At 61.8% G+C, this 24,527-nt stretch carries 25 protein-coding genes; 15 read left to right on the top strand and 10 right to left on the bottom strand.

Annotated features, from left to right (window positions below; translation table 11 throughout):
• Positions 1-40: 40 nt before the first annotated feature.
• Entirely contained in the window at positions 41-292 is a 252-nt protein-coding gene (locus tag SGN16_RS21470; protein ID WP_210639888.1) for a hypothetical protein, read from the bottom strand.
• A 157-nt stretch (positions 293-449) separates the two neighbouring features.
• On the opposite strand from SGN16_RS21470, the gene SGN16_RS21465 reads away from it, so the two are divergent.
• From SGN16_RS21465 to SGN16_RS21450, 4 genes are all read left to right on the top strand, one after another.
• Complete coding sequence (locus SGN16_RS21465; RefSeq protein ID WP_335945282.1) at positions 450-926, top strand: PaaI family thioesterase; 477 nt, start codon at positions 450-452, stop codon at positions 924-926.
• Positions 923-1,384 carry a PaaI family thioesterase gene (locus tag SGN16_RS21460; RefSeq protein ID WP_210639886.1) on the top strand — a complete coding sequence of 154 codons (462 nt, stop codon included), beginning with the start codon at positions 923-925 and terminating at the stop codon, positions 1,382-1,384. Before SGN16_RS21465 ends, SGN16_RS21460 begins: the two co-directional genes overlap by 4 nt.
• Before the next feature lie 87 nt (positions 1,385-1,471).
• Positions 1,472-3,376 carry a molecular chaperone HtpG gene (htpG, locus tag SGN16_RS21455; protein ID WP_092348827.1) on the top strand — a complete coding sequence of 635 codons (1,905 nt, stop codon included), beginning with the start codon at positions 1,472-1,474 and terminating at the stop codon, positions 3,374-3,376.
• A gap of 69 nt (positions 3,377-3,445) precedes the next feature.
• Entirely contained in the window at positions 3,446-4,174 is a 729-nt protein-coding gene (locus SGN16_RS21450) for a dienelactone hydrolase family protein (RefSeq protein ID WP_210639885.1), read from the top strand.
• A gap of 153 nt (positions 4,175-4,327) precedes the next feature.
• On the opposite strand, the gene SGN16_RS21445 is transcribed toward SGN16_RS21450, so the two are convergent.
• A complete protein-coding gene (locus SGN16_RS21445) occupies positions 4,328-5,188 on the bottom strand; it encodes a pirin family protein (protein WP_335945281.1) in 861 nt (286 codons plus the stop codon).
• 120 nt (positions 5,189-5,308) lie between these two features.
• Between SGN16_RS21445 and SGN16_RS21440 the strand changes: the two genes are divergently transcribed.
• Positions 5,309-6,325: an amidohydrolase family protein gene (locus tag SGN16_RS21440; RefSeq protein WP_335945331.1), complete on the top strand. Its 1,017-nt coding sequence runs from the start codon at positions 5,309-5,311 to the stop codon at positions 6,323-6,325.
• Between the two features lie 131 nt (positions 6,326-6,456).
• Positions 6,457-6,921, top strand: coding sequence for a DUF3859 domain-containing protein (locus SGN16_RS21435; RefSeq protein WP_210639883.1), 465 nt, complete (start codon positions 6,457-6,459; stop codon positions 6,919-6,921).
• A gap of 198 nt (positions 6,922-7,119) precedes the next feature.
• Here the strand turns inward: SGN16_RS21435 and fabB are convergent, their stop codons facing one another.
• From fabB to SGN16_RS21410, 5 genes are all read right to left on the bottom strand, one after another.
• Complete coding sequence (gene fabB, locus SGN16_RS21430; RefSeq protein WP_210639882.1) at positions 7,120-8,340, bottom strand: beta-ketoacyl-ACP synthase I; 1,221 nt, start codon at positions 8,338-8,340, stop codon at positions 7,120-7,122.
• A gap of 11 nt (positions 8,341-8,351) precedes the next feature.
• Positions 8,352-8,867, bottom strand: coding sequence for a 3-hydroxyacyl-[acyl-carrier-protein] dehydratase FabA (fabA, locus tag SGN16_RS21425; RefSeq protein WP_030138344.1), 516 nt, complete (start codon positions 8,865-8,867; stop codon positions 8,352-8,354).
• A gap of 236 nt (positions 8,868-9,103) precedes the next feature.
• Positions 9,104-11,005, bottom strand: a complete 1,902-nt coding sequence (locus tag SGN16_RS21420) for an ATP-binding protein (protein ID WP_210639881.1) — start codon at positions 11,003-11,005, stop codon at positions 9,104-9,106.
• On the bottom strand, positions 11,002-11,934 hold the full coding sequence (locus SGN16_RS21415) for an ABC transporter substrate-binding protein (protein WP_335945280.1): 933 nt from the start codon (positions 11,932-11,934) through the stop codon (positions 11,002-11,004). The genes SGN16_RS21420 and SGN16_RS21415 overlap by 4 nt, the downstream gene beginning before the upstream one ends.
• Positions 11,935-14,058, bottom strand: coding sequence for a TonB-dependent receptor (locus SGN16_RS21410; RefSeq protein WP_335945279.1), 2,124 nt, complete (start codon positions 14,056-14,058; stop codon positions 11,935-11,937).
• A gap of 199 nt (positions 14,059-14,257) precedes the next feature.
• On the opposite strand from SGN16_RS21410, the gene SGN16_RS21405 reads away from it, so the two are divergent.
• From SGN16_RS21405 to SGN16_RS21370, 8 genes are all read left to right on the top strand, one after another.
• Positions 14,258-15,283 (top strand): NAD(P)H-dependent glycerol-3-phosphate dehydrogenase, encoded by a 1,026-nt coding sequence (locus tag SGN16_RS21405; protein WP_335945278.1) that lies wholly within the window; start codon positions 14,258-14,260, stop codon positions 15,281-15,283.
• 30 nt (positions 15,284-15,313) lie between these two features.
• The gene (locus SGN16_RS21400) at positions 15,314-15,661 is read left to right on the top strand and encodes a DUF4389 domain-containing protein (protein ID WP_210639878.1); all 348 of its coding nucleotides are present in this window, start codon (positions 15,314-15,316) and stop codon (positions 15,659-15,661) included.
• Entirely contained in the window at positions 15,658-16,110 is a 453-nt protein-coding gene (sixA, locus tag SGN16_RS21395) for a phosphohistidine phosphatase SixA (protein WP_335945277.1), read from the top strand. Before SGN16_RS21400 ends, sixA begins: the two co-directional genes overlap by 4 nt.
• A gap of 37 nt (positions 16,111-16,147) precedes the next feature.
• Complete coding sequence (locus SGN16_RS21390; RefSeq protein WP_210639876.1) at positions 16,148-16,591, top strand: hotdog fold thioesterase; 444 nt, start codon at positions 16,148-16,150, stop codon at positions 16,589-16,591.
• 189 nt (positions 16,592-16,780) lie between these two features.
• The gene (locus SGN16_RS21385) at positions 16,781-17,575 is read left to right on the top strand and encodes an alpha/beta hydrolase (protein ID WP_210639875.1); all 795 of its coding nucleotides are present in this window, start codon (positions 16,781-16,783) and stop codon (positions 17,573-17,575) included.
• Complete coding sequence (locus SGN16_RS21380; protein WP_335945276.1) at positions 17,572-18,423, top strand: alpha/beta hydrolase; 852 nt, start codon at positions 17,572-17,574, stop codon at positions 18,421-18,423. The genes SGN16_RS21385 and SGN16_RS21380 overlap by 4 nt, the downstream gene beginning before the upstream one ends.
• Before the next feature lie 129 nt (positions 18,424-18,552).
• Positions 18,553-19,374 (top strand): DUF4892 domain-containing protein, encoded by an 822-nt coding sequence (locus tag SGN16_RS21375; RefSeq protein ID WP_335945275.1) that lies wholly within the window; start codon positions 18,553-18,555, stop codon positions 19,372-19,374.
• A gap of 63 nt (positions 19,375-19,437) precedes the next feature.
• On the top strand, positions 19,438-20,475 hold the full coding sequence (locus tag SGN16_RS21370) for an AI-2E family transporter (RefSeq protein WP_210639872.1): 1,038 nt from the start codon (positions 19,438-19,440) through the stop codon (positions 20,473-20,475).
• A gap of 123 nt (positions 20,476-20,598) precedes the next feature.
• Here SGN16_RS21370 and SGN16_RS21365 read toward each other — a convergent pair whose 3' ends face one another.
• The 3 genes from SGN16_RS21365 to SGN16_RS21355 all read right to left on the bottom strand — a co-directional run bounded on the left by SGN16_RS21365 (position 20,599) and on the right by SGN16_RS21355 (position 23,494).
• Positions 20,599-21,441 carry an EF-hand domain-containing protein gene (locus SGN16_RS21365; protein WP_335945274.1) on the bottom strand — a complete coding sequence of 281 codons (843 nt, stop codon included), beginning with the start codon at positions 21,439-21,441 and terminating at the stop codon, positions 20,599-20,601.
• A gap of 248 nt (positions 21,442-21,689) precedes the next feature.
• Positions 21,690-22,736, bottom strand: coding sequence for a HAMP domain-containing sensor histidine kinase (locus tag SGN16_RS21360; RefSeq protein ID WP_335945273.1), 1,047 nt, complete (start codon positions 22,734-22,736; stop codon positions 21,690-21,692).
• Complete coding sequence (locus SGN16_RS21355) at positions 22,736-23,494, bottom strand: response regulator transcription factor (RefSeq protein WP_210639869.1); 759 nt, start codon at positions 23,492-23,494, stop codon at positions 22,736-22,738. Before SGN16_RS21355 ends, SGN16_RS21360 begins: the two co-directional genes overlap by 1 nt.
• Positions 23,495-23,785: 291 nt before the next feature.
• On the opposite strand from SGN16_RS21355, the gene pyrF reads away from it, so the two are divergent.
• A complete protein-coding gene (pyrF, locus tag SGN16_RS21350) occupies positions 23,786-24,484 on the top strand; it encodes an orotidine-5'-phosphate decarboxylase (RefSeq protein ID WP_160893102.1) in 699 nt (232 codons plus the stop codon).
• The last annotated feature ends 43 nt before the right edge of the window (positions 24,485-24,527 follow it).

Genomic DNA, 24,527 nt, shown 5'->3' with positions numbered 1-24,527 from the left:
ACCCGCACCAGGCGGGTTTCCTTTTGTCACTAAAACCGTATTAGTTGGTTTTAGGCGCGGTAGCAGGTGCTTGTTCCTTCGCAGCGGCTTCGTTCGATTCAGCCTGAGCTTTGGCGGCTTCGGCGTTTTCTTTCGCCGCGTCGTTCACTTTATCCTGTGCTTTGTTCATGTCTTGCTGAGCTTGCTCAGCGTGTTGGTTGGCATCTTGAGCTTTGTCCTCGGATTTTTTATCGCAGGCAGCGAGACCGAGGGAGGCGGCCAACATCAAGGCAATAGCAAAAGTCTTACGCATGGGGTGTTTCTCCTTATGGAAATAACTACTGGCCTTTTGAACGCCGGCCCTCGGATTAAGTTCCTGTTACGTAACAGATATATAACTTTGCACTGCGATGGAACTTTGTGGATCGCGCCTGTTGTCAGGTCTTGTCACTCACTGGAGCGTTAACCGAATGGCCGAAGATCCCGTTTTTGAGCGTGCGACACGCTTTTTATCCGCACTCAGGCATTGCCAGGTACTGGGCTTGAAACTGCACAGCGCCAGTCGCGATGGGCTGACTGTGATCCTGCCCTACAGCCCCCGGATCGTCGGAAACCCGCTCTCAGGCATCATCCATGGTGGCGCGTTGACTTCGCTGATGGACACCGCATGCGGCATGTCGACCCTGTGTGTGCTGCCGCAGTTCGAGGTCTGTCCGACCCTGGACCTGCGCATCGACTACATGCACGCCGCCGAGCCCCACAAGGATGTCTACGGCTTCGCCCAATGCTACCGAGTCACCCCGGACGTGATCTTCAGCCGTGGTTTCGCCTATCAGGACGACCCCGAGCAACCCATCGCCCATGTCGTGGGCACCTTCATGCGCCTGGGCCAGCACGCCAGGGGCATCAGAACGGGCGGCCCGACGGCTGTGGTGGACAAGCCATGAGCGATGTCACCCCGGAACAACTGCGCCAGGCCTGTGAGCAGGGCGACTACACGCTGCTGCTGGCCTCGATCCCCTATGCGCAACTCATTGGCGTGGAATGCTCGCGCCAGGGCGACGGGCTGCTGTTTCGCCTGCCGGCCAACAAAGACAACATTGGTAACCCTTTACTGCCGGCGATCCATGGCGGGGTTATTGCCGGTTTCATGGAACTGTCGGCTGCCGTTTATCTACTGGTTACCACGGGCGCACCGGGCGTGCCAAAAATCATCGACTTCTCCCTGGATTACCTGCGCGCCGGGCAGTTTCGCGACACCTATGCCAAGTGCCAGGTCTGGCGTCAGGGCCGACGGGTGGCCAATGTCGCGATCACCGCTTGGCAGGACGCCGAAGCGGAACCCATTGCCACCGCCCGGGCGCATTTCAAAATCCAGGAGCCGGCAAAAACCGATCGCTCTTGAAATCATCACCGTTGCCCCCACCTTGAGGACATCCCGCCGCCAATCTCAGCGAGGCGGACACCACCATCCACTTGGAGTTTGATGACCATGAGCGTGGAAACTCAAAAGGAAACCCTGGGCTTCCAGACCGAGGTGAAGCAACTGCTGCACCTGATGATTCACTCGCTGTATTCAAATAAGGAAATTTTCCTTCGCGAGCTGATTTCGAACGCCTCTGACGCTGTCGACAAATTACGTTTCGAAGCCCTGTCCAAGCCTGAACTGCTGGAAGGCGGCGCTGAGCTGAAAATCCGTGTGAGCTTCGACAAGGACGCGAAAACCGTCACCCTCGAAGACAACGGCATCGGCATGAGCCGCGAAGAAGTGATCACGCACCTGGGCACCATCGCCAAATCTGGCACCGCCGACTTCATGAAAAACCTCTCCGGCGACCAGAAGAAAGATTCCCACCTGATCGGTCAGTTCGGCGTTGGTTTCTATTCCGCGTTCATCGTTGCCGATCAGGTCGAAGTGTTCAGCCGCCGTGCCGGCCTCGCCGCGAGCGAAGGCGTGCATTGGTCGTCCAAGGGCGAGGGCGAGTTTGAAGTCGCCACCGTCGACAAGGCTGATCGCGGTACCCGCATCGTGCTGCACCTCAAGTCCGGCGAAGACGAGTTCGCCGATGGCTGGCGCCTGCGCAACATCATCAAGAAGTACTCCGACCATATCGCGCTGCCGATCGAGCTGCCGAAGGAAGTCACCGCTGCCGAAGGCGAAGAAAAGCCGGAAGTGGAATGGGAAACTGTCAACCGCGCCAGTGCCTTGTGGACCCGTCCACGCACAGAGGTGAAGGACGAGGAATACCAGGAGTTCTACAAGCACATCGCCCACGACTACGAGAACCCGCTGAGCTGGAGCCATAACAAGGTCGAAGGCAAGCTGGAATACAACTCGCTGTTGTACGTGCCGGCCCGTGCACCGTTCGACCTGTACCAGCGCGAAGCACCACGCGGCTTGAAGCTGTACGTGCAGCGTGTGTTCGTGATGGACCAGGCCGAATCGTTCCTGCCTCTGTACCTGCGCTTCATCAAGGGTGTGGTCGATTCCAACGACCTGTCCCTGAACGTTTCGCGGGAAATCCTGCAGAAAGACCCGATCATCGACTCCATGAAGTCGGCGCTGACCAAGCGTGTATTGGACATGCTGGAAAAACTGGCGAAGAACGAGCCCGAACAGTACAAGAGCTTCTGGAAGAATTTCGGCCAGGTGATGAAGGAAGGTCCGGCCGAGGACTTTGCCAACAAAGAGAAGATCGCCGGCCTGCTGCGCTTTGCCTCGACCCAGGGTGACGATGGCGAACAAGTCGTGGGCCTGGCCGATTATCTGGCCCGAGCCAAGGAAGGTCAGGACAAGATCTACTACCTGACCGGTGAAACTTATGCACAGGTCAAGAACAGCCCGCACCTGGAAGTCTTCCGCAAGAAAGGCATCGAAGTGCTGCTGCTGACCGACCGCATCGACGAGTGGCTGATGAGCTACCTCAACGAGTTCGACGGCAAGAGCTTTGTCGACGTGGCCCGTGGTGACCTGGACCTCGGCAACCTGGATTCGGAAGAAGACAAGAAGGCCGCTGAAGAAGTCGCCAAGAGCAAGGAAGGCCTGGTCGAGCGGATCAAGACGGCCCTGGGCGATGCCGTCAGCGAAGTGCGTGTTTCGCACCGCCTGACCGATTCCCCGGCGATCCTGGCCATCGGTGAGCAGGACCTCGGCCTGCAGATGCGCCAGATCCTCGAAGCCAGTGGCCAGAAGGTCCCGGACTCCAAGCCGATCTTCGAATTCAACCCGGCTCACCCGCTGGTGGAAAAACTCGACAACGAGCAGAGCGAAGAGCGTTTCGGCGACCTGTCGCACATCCTGTTCGACCAGGCGGCCCTGGCGGCCGGCGACAGCCTGAAAGACCCGGCGGCGTATGTTCGCCGCCTGAACAAGCTGTTGGTTGAACTGTCAGCTTAATCAAGTGCAGGAAAAACCCGCTTCGGCGGGTTTTTTCATTTCTGGTGTTCGGTTCAAGAGGAGTCCGTCATGAGTCAGGTTACGGTTCGTTCGCTGGTCTATCAGATCGAAGGTCAAACCTATGAAGGCCGCCTGGCCTTTGATATTAGCCAGCAGGGTTCGCGTCCAGGTTTGCTGATGGCGCCCAATTGGATGGGCGTAGGGGCGGGGGCCGAGGAGATCGCCAAGTCAGTGGCGGCCAACGGTTATGTCGTGTTGATTGCCGACCTGTACGGCCAGGCTGTGCGCCCGAGCAATGCCGATGAGGCCGGGGCCGCGATGATGCCGCTCAAGAACGACCGGGCGCTGTTGCGCAAACGCATGCAGGCGGCGCTCGAGCAGTTGCAGGATCAGGTCGATGCGCAGGTCGATGCGTCGAACCTCGCCACGTTCGGTTTCTGCTTCGGTGGCTGCTGTGCCCTGGAGTTGGCCCGTACCGGCGCACCGCTCAAAGCTGCGATCTCGTTTCATGGCACCCTGGACACACCGAACCCGGCGGATGCCCGGAACATCAAGGGTTCAGTGTTGGTGATGCACGGCGCCTCCGATCCGTTGGTGCCCAAAGAGCAACTGCCGGCCTTCGAAGACGAAATGAACGCTGCCGGGGTGGATTGGCAACTGCTGAGCTACGGCGGCGCGGTGCATTCGTTCACCGACCCGCAGGCCAATGTACCAGGCAAGATGATGTACAACGCCAAGGTCGCCGGGCGGGCGTTCAGGTCGATGCATAACTTGTTGGATGAGGTGTTCAAGGGCTGAGTCTGGATCTGGTTTCTTGTCGTCTGGCATGAAGTCATCGCGAGCAAGCTCGCCCCCACATTTGACCGAGGTGTTCGCAGCATTTGCGAACGGCAACGATCCAGTGTGGGAGCGAGCTTGCTCGCGATGGCGGCCTGCCAGGCAACCCTGAACTCAGGGTAACTCGATCCGCTCACTTTCCCCCGGCACGGTCGGCCAATCCCCGGCTGCCCAACGCCGACGGGCTTCATCGATCCGGGCCGGGTCGCTGGAGACGAAGTTCCAGTTGATCCGGCGCGGCCCATCCAACGGCGCACCGCCGAACAGCACGGCATGGCAGTCACTGTCGGCAAACAGCGTCATCTCTTCGCCAACCGGCAGTACCACTAGCGAATGAGGTTCCACCGGTTCACCTTCAAGCCGCGGCTCACCGCTCAGTACATACAGCGCCCGTTCTTCATGTTCGGTGGGAATCAGCAACGTCGTCGCGGTTTGCAGGTTCAATTCGGCATAAAGCGTAGGCGACAGTACTGGCACCGGCGATTCCAGGCAAAAGCCTGACCCGGCGATCATGCGGATGCCTACCCCCAGGTTATCGCTGACTGGCAGGCTGTCTGCCGGATGATGGCTGTAGTGCCCTGGACCCTGTTCATGGGCTTTGGGCGAGGCCAGCCAGACTTGCAACCCGTGCATGACGAAATCATTGCCCAGCAGTGATTCGGGCGTACGCTCGACATGGGCAATGGCGCTGCCGGCGGTCATCCAGCTGACATCACCAGCTTCCACCACCTGGTCAGAGCCGAGGCTGTCCTTGTGCTGGAGTTTGCCCTCGAACAGGTAGGTGAGGGTGGACAGGCCGATGTGGGGATGCTGCCGGATATTCATGCCTTTACCGGCCGGGTAGGCCGTTTTCAGCATGTGGTCGAAAAACACGAAAGGTCCGACGTTGCGGCACTTGGCGGACGGCAGCGGGCGAAGAATCGGCTGGCCTTCGACGTCTTCGGCGCGGGGGCGAACGGTCAGGGGCGTGGTCATGGTGTCTTCCAGGATGAACGGCGAATGGGCAAAGCATAACCCGTCGTCGCCAGCCGCGGCACATGCCGCTTGAACCCAGGCTGGACGGGCGGGGTCTACGCTGCTTATGGCCTTTGGAGACTGCCCGTGCCCCTGACCCGCCTGATCGTTGCCTGGCTGCTGGCCGTTTTCAGCAGCGGCGCCATGGCCCGCGAATACACCTACAGCGATGCGCACCTGCATTACGTCGATTTCTTTCAGGAAACCGCCGGCATGCCCAAGCTGCTCAAGGCGATGATGGACAATCGCATCGAGCATGTGATGATTTCCGGCGTTCCGGTGGCCAAGAAATGGCATGAGGACGAACCCAAGCGTCCACGCTATTACGCCGGTGACGATGCCGATGCCTACTGGTACAGCGCCACCGATGTGATTGTCGCGGCGGCGGTGGGCAAGCTGACTGTCGAGCAGCGCCCGTATTTCCATCCCTTCCTGTCGGGTTTCAATCCCAACGACAAGAACTCCGCCGCGCATATCCAGCGCATGCTCGATCTGTACCCTGGGTTGTGGCAAGGCATCGGCGAAGTGTTCACCCGCCATGACGACCTCACGGCGCTGACCTCGGGCGACACCCCGCGGGCCAACAACGAAGCGATGACGCGGATCTATCATCTGGCGGCCGAGAACGACCTGCCGGTGATGCTGCATTCCAACATCACCTCCAAGCGTGAGAAAAATCCGCTGTACTTGGCCGAAATCGAAGGACCCCTGCGTAATCATCCACACACGCGCTTTATCTGGGCCCACGCTGGCACGAGCATGGAAATCCATCGTCACCAGACCCAGCTGGATTTTCTCTTGCCGACCCTGACCCGGATGCTCGAGTCCTACCCCAATCTGTACATAGACCTGTCCTGGAGCGTGCTCACGCCATACTTGCTGGACGAGGCGGGCAAGCCCCGGGACGAATGGGTAAAGCTGGTGGAGCGCTTCCCGGAGCGCTTTATGGTGGGTTCGGATGTGGTTGGGCGATTCAACCAGCTCGGAAAGGAATTGCACGGCTTCGATCCCTTCCTGGATGCCTTGCCGGAAGACGTTGCGCGCAAGGTGGCGCGGGATAATTTCCTGGCGGTATTGCCCCGCGCTGTCCCGAGATAAAAAGGACTTTGTGGCGAGGGGATAAATCCCCTCGCCACAAGGGCAACGACGGGCACCCTGGACATTGCTATGTCATCAGCCTGTCACCCCCGCGTCATACCCTCGCGCTCATCTCAATCAAGGAGCGCACTATGCACCTCACCCGTTCAAGCGCATTTGTCGCGCTGTTGTTGGCCTGTGGCCTGGCTCAGGCAGAAGTCCGTGTCGAAGGCCCGGTGGAGTACGGTGTTTTCGAAGGGCCAAAAGCCGAGCTGCAATCGGGGGAGCGGGTCCTGCGGCGTAGTAACGAGCAGATCCGCCAGACCGAAAGCGTGCCGGCGAAGCTGGGCACCAAGTTTGGTATGCGCTATCAGTTGGCGGGCAAGGTCGCCGATGACCAGCCGTTGACCCTGTTGTACTTCACCCCCGGCATCCGTACTCCCGATGGTGTGCGCCACGATAAATTCGAAGTCATCCAGAAACTGGTGCCCGGCGCGCCTCAGGATGTCATGGCCTACGAGTTCACCGAAAGCCATGAGGTGGTGCCGGGAGAGTGGCGGTTCATGGTGTTCCAGGGCGATCGGTTGTTGGTGCAGCAGCGGTTTGTCGTGCGCTGAATTGGAGTCAACTGTGGGAGCGAGCTTGCTCGCGATAGAGACCTGATATTCAACATCAATGTTGCCTGACAGATAGCTATCGCGAGCGAGGGAAACTCCACAAGGGAAACTCCACAGGCACTTCGTGATGTACAGAGCAGGCAAAAAAACGCCCCGAACCAGTCGGGGCGTTTTTGTGTGTGGCGTTGATTGCGGGGCTTACTTGCCCTGCCAGCGCTTCAGTACCAGGGTAGCGTTGGTGCCACCGAAGCCGAAGCTGTTGCTCATCACGGTGTTGATGGTGGCGTCTTCGCGAGTCTTGAGCAGGATTGGCATGTCGGCCACTTCCGGGTCCAGCTCTTCGATGTTGGCCGAACCGGCCATGAAATTGCCTTCCATCATCAGCATGCAATAGATCGCTTCGTGAACGCCGGCGGCGCCCAGGGAGTGACCGGACAGGCTCTTGGTGGAACTGATGGCTGGCGCCTTGTCACCGAACACTTCGCGCACACCTTTCATTTCCGCGACGTCGCCAACCGGGGTCGAAGTGCCGTGGGTGTTGAGGTAGTCGATTGGTGTGTCAACGGTGGACATGGCCATCTGCATGCAGCGGATGGCACCTTCGCCGCTTGGGGCAACCATGTCGTAGCCGTCGGAAGTGGCGCCGTAGCCGACGATTTCCGCGTAGATCTTCGCGCCGCGGGCCAGGGCGTGTTCCAGCTCCTCGACCACCACCATGCCGCCACCGCCGGCGATGACGAAACCGTCACGCTTGGCGTCGTAGGCACGGGAGGCTTTTTCCGGCGTGTCGTTGTACTGGCTGGACAGGGCGCCCATGGCGTCGAACAGGAACGATTGGCTCCAATGTTCTTCTTCACCGCCGCCGGCGAACACGACGTCCTGCTTGCCCATCTGGATCTGTTCCATGGCGTTGCCGATGCAGTGAGCGCTGGTGGCGCAGGCAGACGCGATGGAGTAGTTCAGGCCCTTGATCTTGAACGGCGTGGCCAGGCAGGCGGAAACGGTGCTGCTCATGGTCCGCGTGACGCGGTACGGGCCGACACGCTTGACGCCCTTTTCGCGCAGGATGTCCAACGCTTCCATCTGGTTCAGGGTGGAGGCGCCACCGGAACCGGCGATCAGGCCGGTGCGCGGGTTGGATACCTGCTCTTCGGTCAGGCCGGAGTCCGCGATGGCGTCCTTCATGGCCAGGTAGGCGTAGGCCGCCGCATGGCCAACGAAACGGTAGATCTTGCGATCGATCAGCTCTTCGAGGGGAAGGTCAATGGAGCCGGAAACCTGGCTACGCAGACCCATTTCGGCATATTCCGGATTGAACCGGATGCCAGGGCGACTTGCACGCAGGTTAGCGGAGACGGTCTCTTTGTCATTGCCCAGGCACGAAACGATGCCCAGACCAGTGATAACGACGCGGCGCATGCGGATAACCCTTAGAAGTTGTCAGTGGAGGTGAAAACGCCGACCCGGAGGCCTTCGGCGGTGTAGATCTCGCGACCGTCCACGGCAACCGAACCATCGGCAATGGCCATGTTCAGCTTGCCCTTGAGGACGCGTTTGATATGAATGTTATAGGTGATTTTCTTGGCGGTCGGCAGGACCTGACCAAAGAACTTCACTTCGCCCGAACCCAGGGCGCGGCCGCGGCCTGGCAGGCCTTGCCAGCCGAGGAAGAAACCGACCAGTTGCCACATGGCATCCAGGCCCAGGCAGCCCGGCATCACCGGATCACCTTCGAAATGGCAGGCGAAAAACCACAGGTCCGGAGTGATGTCCAGCTCGGCGACCAATTCACCTTTGCCGTACTTGCCACCCTCGTCGCTGATATGGGTGATGCGATCCACCATCAGCATGTTCGGGGCGGGCAGTTGCGCGTTACCAGGGCCGAACAGCTCACCGCGACTGCAGCGCAGCAGGTCTTCCCGAGTAAAGGCGTTTTGTTTGGTCATGCGAGCTCCTCAATAGTCCCATGCGGCAGGGTGGGGCAAATCTTCCCGGCCGATCGAGGCGTTCATGCCTCGAATCGACAGCCTACTCATAGACTATTGCGTTGTAGTGAAAGTCACAGCACACGGGAAATGAATGTACACCTGTGCACTGAAATTTTTATTCAAGCCCCAATCGAGGCTTGTTCGGGTGCCTAAGACTGCCGCACTTTCGCCTTTCACGCCAGTCACACCGGCTACTAATGCACCCAGCGTTGCAGAATTTGCTGCAGGTCAACTCTTTTGAACGGCTTGGCCAGGTAATCGTTCATACCTGCCGCCAGGCAGGCTTCGCGGTCGCCCTGCAAGGCATTGGCGGTCAGGGCGATGATCGGCACCTCGGCACAACCGGGCAACTGACGGATCTGCCGGGTGGCCTCGTAGCCATCGATAATGGGCAGCCGGCAATCCATGAGGATCGCTTCGAAAATCAGGCTTTCGGCGCTGCGCACGGCCTGGGCGCCATCGACGGCGACGCTGACGGTGAAGCCCAGGCTGCGCAGCATGGCTTCGATTACCGTCTGATTCACTGGGTTGTCTTCCACCAGCAACACATTGCGGCCCTCGCCGTCGCCCTTGCCGCTGGGCAGTCGCGGCACCAGCGGGGGTGGGATTTGCCGCGAGCGGGCCAGCGGGATCTCGAGGGTGAACACCGACCCCTGGCCTTCTTCACTCTGAGCCCGCAGTGTGCCGCCCATGCGTTCGGCCAGGGTGCGGGCGATCGGCAGGCCCAGGCCGGTGCCGCCGTAACGCCGGGAAATCGAACTGTCGGCCTGCTGGAAGGCGTCGAACATGCGCTCCAGGCTTTCGGTCGGAATACCAATGCCGCTGTCACGTACCGTGCAGGTGAACCACAGCAGTTCGTGATCCAGGGCCTGCCACTGACACTGCACGGTGATACGGCCTTGCTCGGTGAATTTCAGTGCATTGCCGATCAGGTTCACTAGGATCTGCCGGATGCGCGTCGGATCGCCCTGGACCTGCAGGGCCTGCATGTCCTCGGGAATCAGCAGCTCCAGCGCCAGTTTGCGTTGTGCGGCGCTGTGCTGGAACGACTGGGCGCAACTGCCCACCAGCTCCGCCAGGTTGAACGGGATGTGCTCCAGCTCCAGGGCCGAGCGCTCGATGCGCGAGAAGTCGAGGATGTCGTTGATCACCTTCAACAGGTGCTCGGTGGATTCGCACGCCAGCGCCGTGTACTCATGCTGCTCGTCGGTCATGCGGGTGGTTTCCAGCAGTTGCAGCATGCCCAGTACGCCGTTCATGGGCGTGCGCAGTTCATGGCTCATCATCGCCAGGAACTCGGACTTGGCGCTGTTGGCTTTTTCCGCTTCTTCCCGGGTCTTGATCAGTTGCGCCATGGCCTGGTGCTGTTCCCGGCTGGCTTGCTCCAGCCCGTCGGCCAGGTTGTTGATATGCCGCGACAAGGCGCCCAGTTCGCCGTCGTCAACGATGGGCAACGGCGTGCTGTAGTCGCCTTGCTGGATCGCCTTGACCGCGTTGCCGATGTCGCGGATCGGTCGGGACAGGTTCGCCGCCAGGCGCCGCGCCACCAGGAAGGTGAACAGCAGGGCGAACAGCGCAAGGATGGCGGCTTTGAACAGAATCTCCTGCTGGCGCTGGCTAAAGGCGTCACTGGACATGCCGACGATCACCCGGCCCAGATAATCCTCGCCGGACGCCTCGGTTGAAGTGCTGTTGCCTTGCAGGAAATCATTGTTCAGGGCAATACGTTGCAGGCGAACCGGGGCCTGGAACACTTCTACCTGTTGAGCTCGGTCGTGGGTTTGTTCGGACTGCTCGACGTACACCAGCACCTTGTCCGTGTTGTCCTGAATCTCCAGGAAACGCACGTGGGGTGTCGCCAGGGTGGCGGCGAGCAGGCTTTCCAGCACCTCCTTGTTGCCGGAAATCACCCCGTATTCCGTGGCAGGGGCCAGTTGGTTGGCGATCAGTTGCCCGGTGTGATTGAGTTCCTGGCGCAGGTCCTGGATTCGCACGAAGGTAAAGAAGCTGATCAACAGCACGGTCAGCAGCAACGCCGGGCCGAGGGCGATGAGCTGGGTGCGGGTATTGATGTCCCAACGGCGACGCAAGGTCATGGGCGGTGTTCTCCTTCGGCCAACGTTGCAGCGACGGATTCGGCGTCAATCGGCTCGATCCCCAATGAGCGGGCGACCTGCCGGTTGCTCAGGACTTTGAAGCGGGCCGGATACAGGGTGCGCGGCCAGGTGGTGGCGGGGCGGTCGAGCAGCTCGTCGAGAATCGCCAGCCAATCGTCCTGGTCGCTGTAGGTACTGGCCAGGCCACCGGCCTTGACGAAAGCGGCGCTCGGCCCGATCAGCGCACGTTGCCGGGCATAGCTGCTGAGCAAGAGGTTTTTCACGGTCTTGGGGTTGTACAGGTCGGGATCGTCGAGGCCCAGCAGCACATCGCTCTGGCCCAGCAGGTTTTGCAAGGGGCGGCTGTCGCTGGTGTCGTCCCAGCGCTCGGCCACGATCTCCAGGCCCAGCGGCAGAGCGGCCTGACGCAGGTCCTTGAGCAAAAACTCGCTGTGCCCGTCGAACAGCACGCCCACCCGTCGCACCTGCGGCAGGATTGCGCGGATCAGCCGCAGCTGGCGCACCATGGGTGGGTCGCTCCACAGCAGGCTCAGGTGCACGGGTGTCGCCTCGCCCCAGCGATCCCGGGCTTGCTGGCGACTGATGCGCAGCACCAGCGTGGCCGGCCCGCGGGTTTCTTGCAGGCGCCAGTCGAGGCTGGGCAGGTCGAGCAGGACCAGGCGGACATTGCCTGGCAACTTGTCCGGCGCCGGCAAGCCGGCCAGTGGGGTGAACCGCACAGTGTCCTCGGGGCGCAGGGCTTTTAGTGCCTGGGTAAAGGACTGCACGGCAGGGCTATCCTCGGCGCCGGTCAGCAGAATGTCGGCGGCGCGTGCCTCGATCGTCGCCAGCAGCCCTGCAAACACCAGGCATAGCGCTAGCGCCAGGCGGCCATGCAATGGCGTCTTGCGTGGTTGGCCCCGGAACATCTAGAAGGACAACTCCGCACTGAAATACAGGACATGACGGTCGTCATAGCGGTTGTCGACGAACGTCGTCGGCTGGTTGTCCAGGCGTTGTTGCATGACCCCGGCCAGTTCCAGGCTGGCCTTGCCCAGCGGGATGCGCCGGGCGAGGCGGGTGTCGACCCGTTCGAAGCGATAGCCGTTCAGGGCGTCGGCTCCGTAATAGAACAGCGCACTGTTCCAGCCCTGGCCCCAATCCCGCAGCCAGCCGACCGAACCGCTATTGCGAGCGGTCAGTTGTTCGTCGAGGGGGTTGCTGGCCAGGGCGTCGACGTAGGCGTAGGTCAGGCGCAGGCGGTCGGCGCTGGTCAGGCGCCAGTCGACCTGGGTCTCGGCCCCGGAGAATTGCGATTCGTTGCTGTTGCTGGCGATGTACTGATTGTTGCGCAGCGGCTCGCTGATCATGCCGGTGATTTCGTCATGGAACAGCTTCACATCGACTGTCAGGCCCAGCTCCATGAAATAACCGTTGTAGCCCAGTTCCCGAGAGCGCATGTGCTCTTGTTCCAGGTTCCCCGGGCCGCGGGTCCGGACAAAGTACCGGGCACTGCTCTGGCCGAAGGCGGTGGGTTGCAGGTTGGTGACCTGATAGCTCCAGTTGACGTTGTTCTCGAACATGTCCGGCGAGCGCACGGCTTCGGAATATACCGCCCGCAGGCCATGGCGCGGGGTGATCAGGTAGTTGACGGCCACCCGAGGGGTCAATGAGCTGCCGGTCAGTTGGGTGTCTTCGAACATCGCCCCGCCCTGCAACAGCCAGTGTTCGCTGGCCCGCCATTCGAGCTGGCCGAACAGCCGCCAGGTGGTGTCGTCCAGCGTGCCGTTGAAATACGTCTCGGAGTCGGCCCGGTCATAGCGGTAATTCGCCCCGGTGACCAGGCGCAGGCTGTCGGACAGGCTCAGGGTGTCCTGGATTTCCAGGTCGTAGCGCGACTCCCGGGCGCTCTGGTCGATATCGCCGCACAGGGTTTGCGAGGCGCCGTTGCGCCATTGGTCGAGCACCTGATTGGCCAGCGCTTGTTCCTGTGGCGTGCCGGCTGGCGCGCCGCTGCCGAGGTAGCTGGGAATATTGCGCGCCAGCTTCTCGGCATAGTAAGGGTTGAGCTGCCACAGGTCGGTCAGTTGCGGGCTGAAGGACACCTCGGCGTCGCAGGCGCGCCAGGTCTGCTGGCGATCCCAGTGCTGGATCGAGCCCTGTACATAAAGGCTGTGGTCGGGGTCCAGGTCCAGGTTCCAGCGCAGCGAACCGGCGTAGTCTTTGGCAATGACGTCGGAATTGTCGCCAGCGGCTGTAATCCCAGCGAACACTGGATGGTAGGTGTAGGGCCGCTGATTGGTCCCGTCCTTGGCGTTCAATTGCCAATCGATACTTTGCTGCTCGTTCAATGTCTGGCTGACGGACAGGTTGAAGCGGTTCAAGCGACGACTGTCGCGGTAATCGGCGCCGTTGCGGTCGCTGTCAAAGCCGTCATCTTCCTGGCCGGACAGCGAAAGTCGCAGATCGCCGCCCTCCCAGCCGCTGCCCTGGCTGGCGTACCAATCGCTGATACCACGCTGGCCCCGGGTGATTTTCAGCCGGGTGCCGTGGCTGTCGGCGGGCGCGCGGGTGATGATGTTGACCACTGCCATCAGCGCGTTGGCGCCGTAGCTGACGGTGTTGGGCCCGCGAAAGACTTCGATCCGCTCGATATCTTCCATGGCCACCGGAATGTCGCTCCAGTCCACCGTGGCCAGGCCGGCGCGATACACCGAGCGGCCATCGATCAGCACCTGCATGCGGCGGGCTTCGCTGGCGTTGGTGCCGTGGTAGTTCACGGTGGCCTGGTTGCCGCTGATGTTGCCGACCATCATGCCCGGCACCAGGCGCAGCAGTTCGCTGATGTCCCGGGCGCCGCTGGCCTTGATCAATTCGCTGTCGAGCACGGTCATGCTGCCCGGCACCGCCGCCGGCGATTGTTTCAGGCGTGTGGCGGTCAGCACTTGCGGCAGGGCCTGGCTGTCCACGAACAAGTCGTCGGCCAGCACTGGCGGGCTGATGATCAGCGCCAATAGCAGTGACGAACCTGAACGGGAGGGGCCGACGGGCACGGAACAACCTTTGAAAATGGAAGGATGGCGGGCATGTTAACTGAGCTGAACGACTTTTCCATTCACGTTGACAGCATTTTCCTAGGAATTGGTGGTCAGCTTGCTACACCTGCGGGTAATTGTTGCCGGGGCTGGTCGCGATCTGGCCGCTCCGTATAATGCCCGGCATTGCCACTTGGTATGGATGAACGGATTGCATATGACTGAACAGCGCCCGATTGCGGTCCTGGGGGGGGGGAGTTTCGGTACCGCCGTGGCTAACCTGCTGGCCGAGAATGGCCACTCGGTACGCCAATGGATGCGTGACCCTGAGCAGGCCGAGGCCATCCGGGTCAACCGTGAGAACCCGCGTTACCTCAAGGGCATCAAGATTCGCCCGGAAGTGGAGCCGGTCACCGACTTGCAGGCGACCCTCGATGCTTGCGAGCTGTTCTTCGTCGCCTTGCCCTCCAGTGCCTTGCGCTCGGTCCTGGCACCGCATGCCGAGCGCTTGAGCGGCAAGCTGTTGGTGAGCCTGACCAAAGGTATCGAGGCCCAGACCTTCAAGCTGATGAGCGAGATCCTCGAGGAAATCGCCCCCAAGGCGCGGATCGGTGTGATTTCCGGGCCGAACCTGGCCCGGGAAATCGCCGAGCACGCCTTGACCGCCACGGTGGTCGCCAGCGAAGACGAAGAACTGTGCCAGCGGGTCCAGGCCGCGCTCCATGGCCGTACTTTTCGGGTCTACGCCAGCGCCGATCGGTTTGGGGTAGAGCTGGGCGGGGCGCTGAAGAATGTCTATGCAATCATCGCTGGCATGGCGGTAGCGCTGGGCATGGGTGAGAACACCAAGAGCATGCTGATCACCCGGGCGTTGGCGGAAATGACCCGCTTTGCCGTCAGCCAGGGTGCCAATCCGATGACCTTCCTGGGGTTGGCCGGAGTGGGCGATCTGATCGTCACCTGTTCCTCGCCCAAGAGCCGCAACTACCAGGTCGGTTTCGCCCTTGGCCAAGGCCTGAGCCTGGACGAGGCCGTGTCGCGCCTGGGTGAAGTGGCCGAAGGGGTGAATACCCTCAAGGTGCTCAAGGCCAAGTCCCAGGAGGCCGGGGTGTACATGCCGCTGGTCGCGGGGCTGCATGCGATTCTGTTCGAAGGGCGCACGCTGGAACAGGTGATCGAACTGTTGATGCGTGGCGAACCGAAGACCGACGTCGATTTCATTTCCACCAGCGGTTTCAACTGAGCCTCTATCGAGCGCAAGCAGGAGCGAGCTATGAACGATCCGAAAGGGCAGCCTCAATACGAATCCATCCTGCTGCGTGTGTTGTGGATGGTCATTTATCTGTTGGTCTGGCAGGTGGCGCAGTTCATGCTTGGCGCCGTGGTGCTGGTGCAACTGATCTATCGGCTGATCTACGGCGCACCCAGCGCCAGCCTGATGAACTTCGGCGATAGCCTGAGCCAGTTCCTGGCCCAGATCGGTCGCTTCGGCACCTTCCACAGCGACCAGAAACCCTGGCCGTTCGCGGACTGGCCGACCCCGCGCGCGCCGGAGGGGGAGGCGCCTCACGTCGTCGCGCCAGCCCCGCATCCGGTTCGTGACGAAGAGCCAAAGCTATGAAACTGTGGGTACTGCGCCATGGCGAAGCCGAGCCTTACGGCGCCCGCCCCGATCCCGACCGGGCCCTGACCGCCCATGGTCGCGAAGAAGTATTGCGCAGTGCCGCGCACCTGATCGGCCAGCCGCTGACCGCCATTTATGCCAGCCCTTACCTGCGTGCCCAGCAGACTGCGGGCCTGGTGCGCGAAGCCCTGGGGCTTCAGCCGGAACTGATCACGGTGGATTGGCTCACGCCGGACACCCGGCCGCAGAAAGTCCTGGAACACCTCGATGATCAGGGCGATGTGCTGCTGGTCAGCCATAACCCACTGGTAGGTAGCTTGTTGGGCTTGCTGCAACACGGTCATCTGCAACAACCCGAGCAGGTGAAAACGGCTGGCCTGGCTGAGCTGGAAGGCGACCTGCCGTTGGCGGGGGCGATGATGCTCAAGGGCATCAAGCACCCATAGGATTGAGCTCCCTGAAAATAACAGAGGAAGGGCAACGATGAGTCTGTGGCGCACCCCCCCCGACATCGAGAAACTGAACGCCGCCGGTAAGAACACCATCAGCGAAGTTCTGGACATTCGCTTCGAGTCTTTCGACGAGGAGTCCCTGACCGCCAGCATGGTCGTCGATCACCGCACCCACCAACCGTTTGGCCTGTTGCATGGCGGTGCGTCGGTGGTGCTGGCCGAAACGGTCGGGTCCATGGCCGCCTACCTGTGTGTGGACGCCAGCAAGTTCTATTGCGTGGGCCTGGAGATCAACGCCAACCACCTGCGCGGTGTGCGCAGCGGGCGGGTGACGGCCACGGCCCGGGCGGTGCACCTGGGCCGTACCACCCAGGTTTGGGACATCCGCCTGACCAACGACGAGGGCAAGGTCAACTGCGTATCGCGCCTGACCATGGCCGTGGTGCCGCTGGGCGAGCAACCACCGGCGCGTTGAGGCTGGCTAACCTGTCGGGGCAGGCGAGGCTTTTGTGGCGAGGGGATTTATCCCATCGCCACAGGTTTCGCAGCTTATACAACCCCATAGCCCAACCCCGACTGTCATCATTCCTGTCAGTTACGGTCATTGCCGCGTCGCTGGGTTCTGCGGACAATCAGGCCCAGTTCTCGCAATGGATCGGCTGTCATGTCGCAACAGGTGTTTTTCGCCCACGCCAATGGTTTTCCCTCGGCCACCTACGGCAAGTTGTTCGCCGCGCTGGCGCCGCAGTACCAGGTTGCGCATCTGGAATTACACGGTCATGACCCGCGTTTCCCGGTGGACGACAACTGGCACAACCTGGTGGATGAACTCATCCATCACCTGGAGCAGCAACCGGAGCCGGTGTGGGGCGTTGGGCATTCCCTGGGCGGTGTCCTGCACCTGCACGCGGCTCTGCGTTGCCCGCAGTTGTACCGTGGCGTGGTCATGCTCGATTCGCCGGTGCTGACCCGCGCCGACCAGTGGGTCATCCTGGCCGCCAAGCGCCTGGGTTTCATCGACCGCCTGACCCCGGCCGGCCGGACCCTGGGGCGTCGCGAAGAGTTCGCTGACCTGGAATCGGCCCGGCAGTATTTCGCCGGCAAGACACTGTTTCGTGGTTTTGACCCGGAGTGTTTCGACGCCTACCTGCAACATGGCCTGCGACAAGTCGGTGACCGCTTGCGGCTGCGCTTTGACCCGGCCACGGAAATCAGCATCTACCGTGGCGTGCCCCACACCAGCCCGGGGCGGGCCCGTAAGCTCAAAGTGCCGCTGGCGGTGGTGCGCGGTCGGCAGAGTCGGGTGGTGATGCGTCATCACGCCCGTTCGGTGGGGCGCATGCCCCATGGCGAATCCCTGAGCATGCCCGGCGGTCATATGTTCCCTCTGGAGCGGCCTCAAGACACGGCCAACCTGCTCAAGGAACTGTTCCAGCGTTGGGAAGGGCACAGCCGATGAGTGGGGTCGAAGAAGTCCGCCTGAGCCTGCCCCACATCGAACTGGCGGCTCACCTGTTTGGCCCGGAAGACGGGCGGCCGGTGATTGCCCTGCATGGCTGGCTGGACAACGCCAACAGCTTCGCCCGCCTGGCTCCAAGGCTTGCGGGCCTGCGGGTGATTGCCCTGGACATGGCCGGCCACGGTTACTCCGGGCATCGGCCGCCCGGTGCTGGCTACGCCCTGTGGGACTATGCCCATGATGTGCTGCAAGTCGCCGAACAACTGGGCTTGAAGCGGTTCGCCCTGTTGGGGCACTCCATGGGCGCCATTGTCTCGCTGGTGCTGGCCGGCTCCTTGCCAGAGCGGGTGACGCACCTGGGCCTGATCGACGGCGTGATTCCTCCGACAGCCAAAGGCGATAACGCCGCCGAACGCATGGGCATGGCCCTGCAAGCACAATTGGATTTGCAGCAAAAACGCAAGCCGGTCTACAAAACCCTCGACCGGGCCATCGAAGCGCGCATGAAGGGCTTGGTGGCAGTCAGCCGCGAGGCCGCCGAGTTGCTGGCCCAGCGCGGCCTTATGCCGGTGCCGGGGGGCTATACCTGGCGCACCGACAACCGCCTGACCCTGCCATCGCCATTACGCCTGACCGATGAGCAGGCAATGGCGTTCGTGGCGCGGGTCGCTTGTCCTGCGCATCTGGTGGTGGCGGCCGAGGGCATGCTCGCCCAGCACCCTGAGCTGTTGGAACGTCTACCCTTCAGTCATGAGCAGTTGCCCGGCGGCCATCATTTGCACTTGAACGACGAAGCCGGTGCGGCGCTTGTAGCAGACTGTTTCAATCGGTTCTTCACCGTTCCTTGACTTGCGCCGGGCAACTGTCGAGGCTGGGCGGGTTGAAAGGGAGACAACCATGACAGATCTCTGTTTACCCGCCTCGCGGCACCTCGAAGACGTCCGTTTCGTCGTCGAGACTCAGGCCAAGCCGCTCCGATGAAATTATCCATTCATTATTCACTCGCCCTGCTGGCGCTGGCATGCTTCAGTCCGAGGTCGTTTGCCGTCGATGTGCCCGGCAGTCACGATCTGGAACGGGTGCCACGCATGGCCGATGCGCAGATCGTCGATTACCGGCAAACCAGCGACCTGGAACGTGTCTACCCCATGGGCTCGATCCGCAAGATCAGTGGCCAGTTGCGCTTCGACGGCCAGGTCGATGGCCGTGGCAATGTCACGTCGGTCACTTATGAGCTGCCACCGGAGCACTCCGCCACCCAGGCCTTTACTGCCGCTCGCGAAGCGTTGCAGAAACAGGGTGCCGAGTTGCTGTTCTGGTGCCAGGCCCGTGATTGCGGCGAAAGCAGCCTGTGGGCCAACGAAGTCTTCGGCAACTCCAAGCTCTACGGTGCCGACAATGGTCAGGCTTATCTGTTGTTGCGCCTGGCGCCACCGGCGGACAACACGCTGATCGCGCTGTACGGTATCACCCGCGGTAACCGCAAGGCCTACCTGCATGTCGAGCAGTTCGAATCGAACGCGACGCTGGGGGATTTGCTACCGACCTCGGCCACGCTGTTACGTCAGCTCAAGGACACCGGGGTGCTGGACTTGCCGCGTCTTGCCGGTGAGCCGGACGAGACCTGGTTGCGCCTGCTGTCCCGGGCGTTGAACCTGGACACGGGCCTGCGCGTCAGTATCGCCGGCCCGCAGGCCGAGAGCTGGCGTCAGGCGCTGATTGACCAGGGTGTCCGGGCGGCGCGAATGGAAGATGCTCGTGGCGATGCGGCGGGCCTGCACTTTGAGTTGCTGCGATAAGCTGTTTCGGGTGGCGGGCTTCACGCCGTGACCCTGGGCCCTGTCCATTTTTCGAGACTTTACATGCTCAATAACGATCGGCTATTGGTGCAAATCCTGCTCCTGGTGTTGTTCGGCGCAAGCCTTTGGGTGATGGCACCGTTCTGGTCGGCGCTGTTCTGGGGAGCGGTGCTGGCGTTTGCCAGTTGGCCGCTGATGCGCCTGCTGACCCGCTGGCTCAATGGCCGTGAATCCCTGGCGGCGGCATTGCTGACGATGGGCTGGATGCTGTTGGTGGCAGTGCCACTGGTATGGCTTGGTTTCAACCTAGCCGACCATGTGCGCGATGCCACAGCATTCATCAAGGACGTGCAGGTCGATGGCTTGCCCGAAGCCCCGACCTGGCTGGCCGGCGTACCGTTGGTGGGCGAGCGGCTGGTGGGTATCTGGAACAGCATCGACCAGCAGGGTGCGGCGATGATGGTGTCCATCAAGCCGTACCTGGGGCAAGTCGGCAATTGGCTGCTGGCCCGCAGTGCGCAGATCGGCGGCGGCATTCTCGAGTTGACCCTGAGCATCGTGTTCGTGTTCTTTTTCTATCGTGACGGTCCACGACTGGCGGTATTCGTCCACGGGTTGCTGGAGCGCCTGATTGGTGACCGTGCCGGTTACTACATCGAACTGGTGGCCGGTACGGTGCAACGAGTGGTCAACGGCGTGATCGGCACTGCGGCGGCCCAGGCCGTGCTGGCGTTGATCGGCTTCCTGATCGCTGGGGTGCCGGGGGCGCTGGTGCTGGGCATCGTCACTTTCCTGCTCAGCCTGATTCCCATGGGGCCGCCCCTGGTGTGGATCCCCGCCACGGCCTGGCTGGCGTGGAAGGGCGAATACGGAATGGCGGTGTTCCTCGGTATCTGGGGCACCTTCATCATCAGTGGCGTGGACAACGTGCTCAAGCCCTATCTGATCAGCCGAGGCGGCAACCTGCCATTGGTGATCGTGCTGTTGGGGGTGTTTGGCGGGTTGATTGCCTTTGGCTTCATCGGCCTGTTCATTGGCCCGACCTTGCTGGCGGTGGCGTACAGCTTGCTGACGGATTGGAGCAAGAGCCAGGCGCGGTAGTCTGAATGCCAAGCACCTGTGGCGAGGGAGCTTGCTGTAGCGGGGGATAAATCCCCTCGCTACAAGTGAGCTTCGATCCAGATGGGCGAACCTGGCTCCCGAAGGGCCAGGTGTACGGGTGAATCAAGTCGCCACGTTCAGGTGTTTGCCCACGGTGGCGACGTTATCCAGCGAGTATTGCCGGCTGAGGTTGGCGATCATTTTGTTCAGCGCTTGGCTGACATTGGCCTGGTCGGTGGAGCTGTCGCTGCTGCGTCCGGCCTGCAAGGCGCTGTTGAACTCATCGCTGTCGATCTCGCCGCTGCTGTCGCCGTCGAGTGCTTTCATCAGCATCGCGCTGGTGTCGGTGCTCGTGGAGGTGCTGTCGCTGGCCTGCAGGGCGCTGGTCAGTTCGCTGGAGGTCACACTGCCGTCGCCATCGCTGTCGAGCTGGCTGAACAGCTCTTCGCTGGAGGCCTGTTGCGGCGGTGGAGGCGGTGGTGCGAGGCTGGCGGCGAGTTCGTCGGCACTGACGGTACCGTCTTCATTCTTGTCCAGGACCGAGAACACTTGCTGACTGTCGGCACTGCTGCCGGCGCTGGTCAGGCCGCTGCTCAATTCATCGCTGCTGATCGCGCCATCACCGTCGGCGTCCAAGGCGCTGAGCAGCGCATCGGCCAGTTCGGTATCCGGCGCCTGGTCCCGTGGCGGAGGAGGTGGCGGAGCCATCGCAGCCATTTCCTCGCTGCTCAAGTCACCACTGCTGTCACTGTCCAGGTCACCGAAATTTTCGCTCAAGGTGACCAGGATACCGTCGTCGCTCTTCTGCGACAGGGCGCTGCTCAATTCCTCCTGAGCTACCGAACCGTCACCGTTACTGTCGAGTTTGCTAAGCAATTCCTTTTGAAACTGTTGGCTGCGGGCACTGCTGGTCGCGTTACTACTGGTGCTGGTATAGGTCGAGTAACTGCTGACGCTACCGATCATGGGCGCTCTCCTTGGGCTGGAATAGCCGGTGGGTGCACCGGCTTATGCAGCGTCGGCGGGACAGTTGTCGTGGGTGTGTGGAGTTTGTACCGGTGGGGGTACAAACCTTCGGATCAACCCCGGCCCCCCTTCAAGTCTAAACATACAAGCGAGCTTGCTCGCGATAACGGTGGGTCAGCTTGCAATTCATGTTGAATGTGCTGGCGCCATCGCGAGCAAGCTCGCTCCCACAGGTGGGAGGTGTGTTCTCAGGCGCGAGGCAGGCTGACCACCGCCGTCAACCCACCCCCTGGCGTTTCTTCCAGGCTCAACTGCCCGCCCAGGCGTTCGGCGGCTTCCCGAGCGATGGTCATGCCCAGGCCGACGCCACCGGAATTGCGGTTGCGCGAACCTTCCAAGCGATAGAACGGCTCGAACACGGCTTCGCGTTTGTCCGCCGCAATGCCAGGGCCATGATCGATGACGCGAATCTGCACCTGCTTATGCTTGTCTTCCAGGGTAATCAATGCATGGCCGGCGTAGCGCAGGGCGTTGTCCATGAGGTTGTTGAGACACGAGCGCAGGGCCATCGGCTGCACCTGCAGTGGAGCGCAGAAACCGCTGACCTGCACATCGGCACCCTGGTCCTGTGCGTTTTCGCTCAACGACTCCACCAAGGCTTGCACGTCCATCCATTGCAACGCTTCGCTGGTGCGCTGTTCGTGCAGGTAGGTGAGGGTGGCATCGAGCATGCCGATCATGTCGTTCAGATCCTGGCGCATCTGGCCTTGCAGCTTGAGGTCATCGATCTGCTCCAGGCGTAGCTTGAGCCGCGAAAGCGGGGTGCGCAGGTCATGGGACACCGCGCCGAGCATGCGCGAGCGCTGCTGCACCTGTTCGCGGATCCGCTGCTGCATCAGGTTGAACGTATGGGCCGCCTGTCGCGCTTCCCGAGGACCGGTTTCCTCCAGCGGCGGGCTGTCGAGGTTCTCGCTCAGGCGTTCGGCGGCATTGCTCAGGCGCTGGATTGGCCGGGTCAGCAGTTTGGCGCCGTACCAGGCGGCCACGATCAGGCACACGAACTGGAACGTCAGCGGCACCACCGGCCCACCGAACCAGGGGCGCTCACGGCGGTTGGGCGGCGGACCAAAGCGTGGCGGCCCTTCGGTTTGTTGGGAAAACTTCGGCGGTGGTCCGGGATGTGGTGGCTTGTCATAGTGAGAAAACCAGGCGAACGCCAACAGATGCGCGAGGACGATCGCCAGCAACAGCACGCCAAACAGACGGCCGAACAGGGAGTCCAGGCGCAATCGCATCAGCCGATGTCCCGGGCGTCGAACAGATAGCCTTCACCGCGTACGGTCTTGATCAGTTGCGGTGCCTTCGGGTCGTCGCCCAGTTTCTGGCGCAGGCGCGAGACCAGCAGATCGATGCTGCGGTCGAACGCCTCGATGGACCGACCTCGGGCAGCGTCCAGCAGTTGCTCGCGGCTGAGCACCCGGCGCGGCCGTTCGATGAAGACCCACAACAGACGGAACTCGGCGTTGGACAGTGGCACCACCAACCCGTCGGCGGAGATCAGTTGGCGCAGCACGCTGTTGAGCCGCCAGTTATCGAACCGGATATTGGCCCGCTGTTCGGTGCGGTCGTCACGTACGCGGCGCAGGATCGTCTGGATCCGTGCCACCAGTTCCCTGGGCTCGAACGGCTTGGCCATATAGTCGTCGGCGCCCAGTTCCAGGCCGATGATGCGATCGGTAGGTTCGCAGCGGGCGGTGAGCATCAGGATTGGGATGTCCGATTCGGAACGTAACCAGCGGCACAGTTGCAAGCCGTCTTCACCCGGCAGCATCAGGTCAAGCACGACCACGTCGAAATGCTCGGCTTGCATCGCCAGGCGCATCGCTGCGCCATCGGTCACGCCACTGGCGCGTATGCTGAAACGGGCCAGGTAATCGATCAGCAGTTCGCGGATCGGCACATCGTCGTCGACGATCAGTGCGCGGGTGCTCCAGCGCTTGTCATCGTCGGGCGCTTTTTGATCGTCAGAATTTGCAACAGGGGTGTTCTGCATGGATGCATCATCTGCCAGGTAGGCTGCCAACCGCAAAGAAGGCGGCGAGGTTGAGGCTTCAGCATAGGCTTCGTGCCGCGAGGCGTGAAGCGCTGAAAGGACGGGTTGCGGCGCCAGACGGTAGCGTGCCGGCGTGTTGTACGCATGTCATGAATGTATCGTCTTAGACACAAAGGCCGGTATCGGCCATGCTGCTCTGGACGCGATGATGATTTACCGATCATTGGGTCCCGCACCGGCGCTGGTTCCGCTACAATGCGCGCCGATTTCGACTTGCCTGAGAGCCCGCTCATGTCCGCCTGCCAGACGCCCATTATCGTCGCCCTGGATTTCCCTACCCGTGACGCCGCCCTGAAGCTGGCCGACCAGTTGGACCCCAAGCTCTGCCGGGTCAAAGTCGGCAAGGAACTGTTCACCAGCTGTGCTTCGGAAATCGTCGGCACCCTGCGCGACAAGGGTTTCGAAGTGTTCCTGGACCTGAAATTCCACGATATCCCCAACACGACCGCCATGGCCGTCAAGGCGGCCGCGGAGATGGGGGTGTGGATGGTCAATGTGCATTGCTCTGGTGGCCTGCGCATGATGGCGGCCTGTCGTGAAGTGCTGGATCAGCGCAGCGGCCCGAAACCGCTGCTGATCGGCGTGACCGTGCTGACCAGCATGGAGCGCGAGGACTTGGCTGGGATCGGCCTGGACATCGAGCCTCAGGAGCAAGTGCTGCGGCTGGCGGCGCTCGCGCAGAAGGCCGGCCTGGATGGCTTGGTCTGTTCGGCCCTGGAAGCCAGCGCCTTGAAAGCGGCTCATCCGTCGCTGCAACTGGTGACCCCGGGGATTCGTCCCGCGGGCAGTGCCCAGGATGATCAACGCCGTATCCTGACCCCGCGCCAGGCGCTGGACGCGGGGTCCGATTACCTGGTGATCGGCCGTCCGATCAGCCAGGCGGCTGATCCGGCCAAGGCATTGGCGGCAGTGGTGGCCGAACTGGCCTGACCTGACACCGAGGATCCTTAATGTGGGAGCGAGCTTGCTCGCG

It is taken from the genome of Pseudomonas sp. G166 (assembly GCF_037027455.2).
Taxonomy (GTDB): domain Bacteria; phylum Pseudomonadota; class Gammaproteobacteria; order Pseudomonadales; family Pseudomonadaceae; genus Aquipseudomonas.
This window is presented reverse-complemented; position numbering and strand designations above follow the sequence as displayed.

Coding starts and splice junctions, on each gene's coding strand:
- SGN16_RS21470 (WP_210639888.1), bottom strand. CDS start 292: ATGCGTAAGACTTTTGCTATTGCCTTGATGTTGGCCGCCTCCCTCGGT.
- SGN16_RS21460 (WP_210639886.1), top strand. CDS start 923: ATGAGCGATGTCACCCCGGAACAACTGCGCCAGGCCTGTGAGCAGGGC.
- SGN16_RS21355 (WP_210639869.1), bottom strand. CDS start 23,494: ATGCAGAACACCCCTGTTGCAAATTCTGACGATCAAAAAGCGCCCGAC.
- pyrF (WP_160893102.1), top strand. CDS start 23,786: ATGTCCGCCTGCCAGACGCCCATTATCGTCGCCCTGGATTTCCCTACC.
- SGN16_RS21435 (WP_210639883.1), top strand. CDS start 6,457: ATGCACCTCACCCGTTCAAGCGCATTTGTCGCGCTGTTGTTGGCCTGT.
- SGN16_RS21360 (WP_335945273.1), bottom strand. CDS start 22,736: ATGCGATTGCGCCTGGACTCCCTGTTCGGCCGTCTGTTTGGCGTGCTG.
- SGN16_RS21370 (WP_210639872.1), top strand. CDS start 19,438: ATGCTCAATAACGATCGGCTATTGGTGCAAATCCTGCTCCTGGTGTTG.
- htpG (WP_092348827.1), top strand. CDS start 1,472: ATGAGCGTGGAAACTCAAAAGGAAACCCTGGGCTTCCAGACCGAGGTG.
- SGN16_RS21450 (WP_210639885.1), top strand. CDS start 3,446: ATGAGTCAGGTTACGGTTCGTTCGCTGGTCTATCAGATCGAAGGTCAA.
- SGN16_RS21405 (WP_335945278.1), top strand. CDS start 14,258: ATGACTGAACAGCGCCCGATTGCGGTCCTGGGGGGGGGGAGTTTCGGT.
- SGN16_RS21400 (WP_210639878.1), top strand. CDS start 15,314: ATGAACGATCCGAAAGGGCAGCCTCAATACGAATCCATCCTGCTGCGT.
- SGN16_RS21465 (WP_335945282.1), top strand. CDS start 450: ATGGCCGAAGATCCCGTTTTTGAGCGTGCGACACGCTTTTTATCCGCA.
- SGN16_RS21415 (WP_335945280.1), bottom strand. CDS start 11,934: ATGTTCCGGGGCCAACCACGCAAGACGCCATTGCATGGCCGCCTGGCG.
- fabB (WP_210639882.1), bottom strand. CDS start 8,340: ATGCGCCGCGTCGTTATCACTGGTCTGGGCATCGTTTCGTGCCTGGGC.
- SGN16_RS21380 (WP_335945276.1), top strand. CDS start 17,572: ATGAGTGGGGTCGAAGAAGTCCGCCTGAGCCTGCCCCACATCGAACTG.
- SGN16_RS21445 (WP_335945281.1), bottom strand. CDS start 5,188: ATGACCACGCCCCTGACCGTTCGCCCCCGCGCCGAAGACGTCGAAGGC.
- SGN16_RS21385 (WP_210639875.1), top strand. CDS start 16,781: ATGTCGCAACAGGTGTTTTTCGCCCACGCCAATGGTTTTCCCTCGGCC.
- SGN16_RS21375 (WP_335945275.1), top strand. CDS start 18,553: ATGAAATTATCCATTCATTATTCACTCGCCCTGCTGGCGCTGGCATGC.
- SGN16_RS21365 (WP_335945274.1), bottom strand. CDS start 21,441: ATGATCGGTAGCGTCAGCAGTTACTCGACCTATACCAGCACCAGTAGT.
- fabA (WP_030138344.1), bottom strand. CDS start 8,867: ATGACCAAACAAAACGCCTTTACTCGGGAAGACCTGCTGCGCTGCAGT.
- sixA (WP_335945277.1), top strand. CDS start 15,658: ATGAAACTGTGGGTACTGCGCCATGGCGAAGCCGAGCCTTACGGCGCC.
- SGN16_RS21390 (WP_210639876.1), top strand. CDS start 16,148: ATGAGTCTGTGGCGCACCCCCCCCGACATCGAGAAACTGAACGCCGCC.
- SGN16_RS21420 (WP_210639881.1), bottom strand. CDS start 11,005: ATGACCTTGCGTCGCCGTTGGGACATCAATACCCGCACCCAGCTCATC.